Genomic DNA, 6,777 nt, shown 5'->3' with positions numbered 1-6,777 from the left:
TCTGAAAGTAGCTCAAATTTTTAAAATTCCAGCTTACGGAATTTTTGTAGCGACAAATTTTTGTGATAAAAATGCACATGCTGATTTTATAAAAAATCACGCAGAGGCCAAGAAAATTCTAACAAAATATTTAAAGGAAAATATGTGATAAATTTGTTTGATCTTAGTATTGATGAACTAAAAGAGTTGGTTTCTCCACCATTTAGAGCAACACAAATCTATGAGTGGATATATAAAAAAAATGCAACCGATTTTAGCCAAATGCTAAATTTACCAAAAGATATGCGTCAGGATTTGGCCGAGAAATTTTACCTCGATCCTCTAAAATGTGTGAAATTTGAGCAGAGTAGCGACGGCTCTATCAAGTATCTTTTCGAGTTAAAAGACAGGTTAAAGATAGAGAGCGTTTTGCTACCGATGAAAGAAGAGATTAGTGATGAAGATGGTAAGATAAGTCGTCATGCTCGTTATACTGTTTGTGTTAGTTCTCAGGTTGGTTGTAAAATGGGCTGTGCTTTTTGTCTAACAGCAAAGGGTGGGCTCGTTAGAAATTTGACTGCAGGCGAGATTGTGGGACAAATTTTATGGATAAAAAGAGAAAATAAAATACCTTATGAAAGACGCATAAATGTCGTTTATATGGGTATGGGTGAGCCACTTGATAATCTTACTAACGTTAGTAAAGCGATCAAAATTTTAGCTCTTAACGAGGGTCTAGCCATATCACCACGTCGTCAAACTGTTTCAACTAGTGGCCTTGGCAGCCAGATAAAAAAGCTTGGCGAGATGGATCTTGGTGTGTTATTGGCTATATCGCTTCATGCTGTTACTAATGAGCTTAGAAGCCGTCTAATGCCGATAAATAAGGCGTATAATATCGAGGCTGTTATGGATGCTGTTAGAGGATTTCCTATCGATATGCGAAAGCGTGTGATGTTTGAATACCTTGTTATCAAGGATTTAAACGATAGCGTGAGTGATGCTAAAAAGTTGGTAAAACTACTTCATGGCATAAAAGCGAAGGTAAATCTTATATATTTTAACCCACATGAAGGTAGCGAATTTGGACGACCTGAGCTTGCCAGCATGCTAAAATTTCAAGAATATTTAAGGGATCATGGCATCACTTGTACGATCAGACAGAGCAAAGGGCTTGATATAAGTGCAGCTTGCGGGCAGCTAAAACAGCGAAATGAAAATGCAAAATTTAAAGCTATTGCTGGTAATAAAAATTCAAAAACACAGTCACTCGAAGAAATAGTAAAGCCAGTGTGAGTTAGAATGAGTGCGCTTGATATAGCCGAAATAGTCTTTATTGTTGTTGTGGTTTTACTTGGATTAGGGCTTATTTTAAAAGTTTTAAAAGATGAAAAAGATAGGCATAAAATCTAAGCCTTAACATTAAGATAAAGCCTAGCTCTCATAAAGAAATAAAATGGAGCATTAATTGCATAAACTACAAAATTATCATTGTGGTATTTAAAAGTGATAAACTTTGGCAAAACGTAGGTAAAGGTTTATGAGAAATAGAAATTTATTAAAAAATTTTTAGACTAAAGTAAACCTTCTTTTGCAAATCTATAAAACTCGCTTTCAGCGTCAAATTTACTTTTTATGTTATAAAAAATTTCATCAAATTTAAAAGAAATCTCGTCCGAGTGAAGCAAGAGCCTTTTTGCTCCAGTTAAATTTATCCGTTCATGCTCGCTCATCTCTTTATCTAAAATTTTCTCGATCTGCGGACGTGACAAACCATAAAGTGGTTCGCCAAGTATCTTGTGTTTCACATGAAACAAATGTAAGCGAATTTGATGCTGCCTGCCAGTGAGTGGGATAGCCTGAAGTAAAGTCGTATCGATATCGTCAAAATATCTGATTGGCAAAATTTTAGTCACAGCGCTCTTGCCATTTTCACAAATTTGCATTCGCATTTTCACATCGTCGTAGTTGTTCGCTAGATCCATCTTAGCATCGATCGTAAATTCTCGCTCGATCTTACCTTGCACCATCGCGACGTAGCTTTTAGAAACCTCTCTGTTTTCAAAGATTTTCTTTAGTTTTATCGTGGAATTTCTATCTTTGCCAACGACTATCACGCCGCTTGTTTCAAAGTCTAGCCTATGTGCCACGCTCGCATCTCGTCCAAAAAGCGTATAAATTTCATCATTTAGCGAGTACTCACAGTGTCTGCCATTTGGGTGGCTTAGCACTCCACTTGGCTTATCAAATACCGCAAAGCTCTCGCACTCAAAGATCGGCTTTAGCCCCTTTGGCGCCGCCTCATAGTCGATCAAAAAGACATCACCGCACAAAATGGCATTTTTCTCGCTCACGACACTGCCGCCACAGATCAACCTGCCTTTATCTATGAGGCGTTGCGCTTCTCTCATGCTAAAGCCAGTTTTCATTAAAATTTCATACGCTTTTTGTTTGTCTGTAGTGGCAATAAATTTATTTACGTAGGGCAATGTAATCCTTTTAAAAATGAGCGAGTTAGCTTAAGCACAAATTTATAAGTATATAACCGACATTTCAGCACGGATTTTATATAATCCAAACTTAAATTTTATAAAATTATACGATGTAGTTTTTAGCTTCCAATACTAAAAATTACTTTTATGATAAAGAAAACTAATACAAAAAGGTTCAACAATGGTCGAAAGATACTCGCGCAAAGAGATGGCTGATAAGTGGAGTATGCAAGCAAAGTATGATGCTTGGCTCAAGGTAGAAAAAGCTGCTGTTAAAGCTTGGAATAAGCTTGGCTTCATAAGCGACGGCGACTGCGAGAAAATTTGCAAAAACGCTAATTTTAAAGTGGCTCGCATCGACGAGATAGAAAAGACGACAAAGCACGACGTCATCGCATTTCTAACAAGCGTCAGCGAGAGCCTTGGCGAGGAGAGCAGGTTTGTGCACTACGGCATGACCTCAAGCGACTGCATCGACACAGCCGTCGCACTTCAGATGAAAGAGAGCCTAGAGCTCATCATAAGCGACGTAGAGGAGTTTATGCAGGCAGTCAAAGACAGAGCAAACGAGCACAAGCACACGCTCATGGTTGGCAGAAGCCACGGCATCCACGGCGAACCGATAACCTTTGGCCTTGTACTTGCCATCTGGTATGACGAGATCGCAAGGGCGCTAAAGCTTATCAAAGACGCAAAAGATACGATCAGCTATGGCAAACTCTCAGGCGCTATGGGAAATTTAGCCCACGCTCCGATGGAATTTGAAGAGCTAACATGCGAAGAGCTTGGCCTAAAAGCTGCCCCAGCGTCAAATCAAGTGATCCAGCGCGACCGCTACGCACATGCGGTAAGCGCCATCGCAGTTCTAGCCTCTACTTGTGAGAAGATCGCAGTTGCCATTAGACACTACCAAAGGACCGAGGTTTATGAGGCAGAGGAGTACTTTAGCCCAGGACAAAAGGGCTCAAGCGCGATGCCACACAAACGCAATCCAGTCCTTAGCGAAAATATCACCGGCCTTTGCAGGGTGCTACGCTCATACGTTACGCCAGCGCTAGAAAATGTCGCCCTTTGGCACGAGCGCGATATCAGCCACAGCTCGGTTGAGAGATTTATCCTGCCAGATATGTTTATCACGGCTGATTTTATGCTGGTTCGCATCAAAAATTTGATAGCAAATTTAGTCGTCTATCCAGAAAATATGATGAAAAATTTAAATTTAACAGGCGGACTAGTCTTTTCACAGCGCGTACTTTTGCAGCTGCCACAGCGTGGAATTTCTAGAGAGGATGCCTACAAGATCGTTCAGCGCAATGCTATGAAGGTCTGGGCAGACTTGCAAGAGGGCAAAAAAGCGATAGATGAGCAAGGTCACAGCCTATTTTTGCAAAATTTGCTAAACGACGAGGATCTAACTAAGAGCCTTAGCAGAGATGAGATCAAAGAGTGTTTCGACTACAACTACTACACCAAAAACGTAGATAAAATTTTTGCCAGAGTCTTTGGCAAGTAAATTTAAACGCAAGAAGTAAATTTATGCTTCTTGCTTCAAGACATCGCTTCAAAAATTTTTACAATCATTTTAAAATAAGATCAAATTTTTAATTTTTAAAAATAAAATATTATTTTTGAGTCAAATTTTATATTTAAAAGCACTTTTTTAACAAAGAGAGTTTTTATCTCCTTTTGGATAAAATCCCAAATTAAAATTTAACATGGAGAGATATTTTTGAAAGTTATAAAACGTAATGGCAGAACAGAAGAGCTTGATATCAGTAAGATCAAAAAATACACAAATGAAGCGGTCCTAGGCCTTAGTAACGTAAGCCTTAGCGAGCTTGAAGTAGATGCGAAAATCCAGTTTAGAGATATGATAACGACTGAGGAAATTCAGCAGACTCTTATAAAAACAGCAGTTGATAAGATCGATATCGACCGTCCAAACTGGACATTTGTCGCTGCGAGACTATTTTTGTTCGACCTTTATCACAAAGTGACCGGCTTTAACGGCTACAATCACCTAAAAGACTACCTAGTAAAAGGTGAAAAAGTAGGTCGCATCATCCCTGGACTAAAAGAGAAGTATGACTTAGAGGATCTAAATGCATACATCAAGCCTGAGCGTGACCTTCAGTTTGCATATCTTGGTATCAAGACGCTTTATGACCGCTATCTCATCAAAGATAAGAATGGCATGCCAATAGAACTACCACAGCATATGTTTATGGCGATCGCAATGTTTCTTGCGCAAAACGAGCTAGATAGCCAAGGCTGGGCTAAGAAATTTTACGACCTTATCTCTAAATTTGAAGTGATGCTAGCCACGCCAACACTCTCAAACGCAAGGACTACACGCCACCAGCTAAGTAGCTGTTACGTAGGTAGTACGCCTGATAATATCGAAGGAATTTTTGATAGCTACAAAGAGATGGCACTACTTTCAAAATTTGGTGGCGGTATCGGCTGGGACTGGAGCAAGGTGCGCGCAATGGGCGGTAGCATCGATGGACACAAAAACGCAGCTGGCGGTATCATACCATTTTTAAAAGTGACAAACGACATCGCAGTAGCGGTCGATCAGCTAGGCACTAGAAAGGGCGCGATCGCTGTTTATATCGAGCCTTGGCACATGGACGTGAGCGATTTTCTCGATCTTCGTAAAAACTCAGGTGAAGAGAGACGCCGTGCACACGAGCTTTTCCCTGCGCTTTGGATAAACGACCTATTTATGAAGCGTGTCAAAGAAAATGGCCGCTGGAGTCTCTTTGACCCAGCTCAAGTAAGCGACCTTTGCGACCTTTACGGCGAGGAGTTTGAGAAGAGATATTTGGAGTATGAAAACGACGAAAATATCCAGAAAAACACCATTCTTGCAAAAGAGCTTTGGAAGAAAATTTTAACTAGCTATTTTGAAACTGGCATGCCATTTTTATGCTTTAAAGACAATGCCAACAAAACAAATCCAAACGACCACGAGGGCATCATCAGAAGCTCAAATTTGTGCACCGAAATTTTCCAAAACACAGCGCCAAACTACTATAAGATCAAGATCACTTATGAAGACGGCGGCGAGGAGCTATTTGACGAAGAAGAAGACGTCACGGTCGATAGCGGCATAACTAAAAAAGCCAAAAAGCTTAGCGCGCTTGATAGCCTAAAAGGCAAGCAAATTTTCATCGTAGAAAAAGAGAGTATCGAGGGCAAAACGGCAGTTTGCAACCTTGCAAGTATAAATTTAAGCAAGATAAATAGCAAAGAGGACATCGAGCGTGTTGTGCCGATAGCTATCAGGATGCTTGATAACGTTATAGATCTAAATTTCTACCCACACAAAAAGGTAAAACACACAAACCTAGCCTCTCGCTCGATCGGCCTTGGCGTCATGGGTGAGGCGCAAATGCTAGCTGAGAAAAACGTAAAATGGGGCAGCTATGAGCACTTGGCGCTCATTGATAGCATAATGGAAAACATAAGCTACAACGCGATCTACGCTAGCTCAAATTTAGCCGTAGAAAAGGGCATCTATCCAAAATTTGAAGGCTCAAAATGGAGCAAAGGCATCATGCCAATAGACACCGCAAACGAGAACGCAAAAGCTCTTTTAAACGACAAAGGCGGGCTATTTGACGAAAATATCTGCGACTGGGACAAGCTAAGAGAAAAGGTTAAGTGTGATGGTATGAGAAACGGCTACCTAATGGCGATCGCTCCAACTAGCTCGATCTCGATCCTAGTTGGCACTACCCAAACTATCGAGCCAGTCTATAAACGCAAGTGGTTTGAGCACAACCTAAGTGGCATGATCCCAAATGTCGTGCCAAATCTCAGCCCTGACACTTGGCAGTTTTACACGCCAGCTTATGAGCTTGACCAAAGGATCCTCATAAAAGCAGGTGCGATCCGCCAAAAATGGATCGATCAAGGTCAAAGCCTAAATATCTTCATGAGTTTAGACAAAGCAAGCGGCGGATACTTAAGTGAAATTTACACGCTTGCATGGGAGCTTGGACTAAAATCAACCTACTATCTACGCTCTGAAAGCCCAGATAGCGAAAAGCTAAACGACGTAGCTGACCGCTCGATCGAATGCGAGGGTTGTCAGTAAAGAACTTTTTATAATAAGATGTTTGATTTGTTTTCTTATTTTGGAGTAATAAAGCTATGAAAGTATGGTTGTTATATTTTATGAAATATGTTTATATAATTTTAAAAAATAAAGATACTTATTCTATTCTTGGTAATATTGCAACTATTATTGTTGCAATAACTGCCATATACGGATATATTTATACAATCAAACCAACAT

Annotated in this window: 4 protein-coding genes and 1 pseudogene; 4 read left to right on the top strand and 1 reads right to left on the bottom strand. The window is 40.2% G+C overall.

The window, feature by feature from the left end; all coding sequences use genetic code 11:
* Positions 1 to 148, top strand: a pseudogene (locus CYP54_RS10160) (purine-nucleoside phosphorylase); the annotation flags it as partial.
* The gene (gene rlmN / locus CYP54_RS05855) at positions 145 to 1,275 is read left to right on the top strand and encodes a dual-specificity RNA methyltransferase RlmN (RefSeq protein ID WP_103604545.1); all 1,131 of its coding nucleotides are present in this window, start codon (positions 145 to 147) and stop codon (positions 1,273 to 1,275) included. The pseudogene CYP54_RS10160 and the gene rlmN, both read left to right, overlap by 4 nt.
* Before the next feature lie 278 nt (positions 1,276 to 1,553).
* Here rlmN and CYP54_RS05850 read toward each other — a convergent pair whose 3' ends face one another.
* On the bottom strand, positions 1,554 to 2,468 hold the full coding sequence (locus tag CYP54_RS05850; protein ID WP_103604544.1) for a pseudouridine synthase family protein: 915 nt from the start codon (positions 2,466 to 2,468) through the stop codon (positions 1,554 to 1,556).
* Between the two features lie 184 nt (positions 2,469 to 2,652).
* On the opposite strand from CYP54_RS05850, the gene purB reads away from it, so the two are divergent.
* Positions 2,653 to 3,984: an adenylosuccinate lyase gene (gene purB / locus CYP54_RS05845; RefSeq protein ID WP_103604543.1), complete on the top strand. Its 1,332-nt coding sequence runs from the start codon at positions 2,653 to 2,655 to the stop codon at positions 3,982 to 3,984.
* A gap of 216 nt (positions 3,985 to 4,200) precedes the next feature.
* Complete coding sequence (locus CYP54_RS05840; RefSeq protein WP_103604542.1) at positions 4,201 to 6,576, top strand: ribonucleoside-diphosphate reductase subunit alpha; 2,376 nt, start codon at positions 4,201 to 4,203, stop codon at positions 6,574 to 6,576.
* The last annotated feature ends 201 nt before the right edge of the window (positions 6,577 to 6,777 follow it).

Origin of the sequence: Campylobacter concisus (assembly GCF_002914005.1) — a bacterium.
Lineage (GTDB): Bacteria > Campylobacterota > Campylobacteria > Campylobacterales > Campylobacteraceae > Campylobacter_A > Campylobacter_A concisus_N.
Note: the sequence above shows the minus strand (reverse complement) of the source record. Positions and strands in the feature narration are given on the sequence as shown.

Excerpts from the sequence above, each read along its gene's own strand:
- purB (WP_103604543.1), top strand. The coding sequence starts at position 2,653 with ATGGTCGAAAGATACTCGCGCAAAGAGATGGCTGATAAGTGGAGTATG.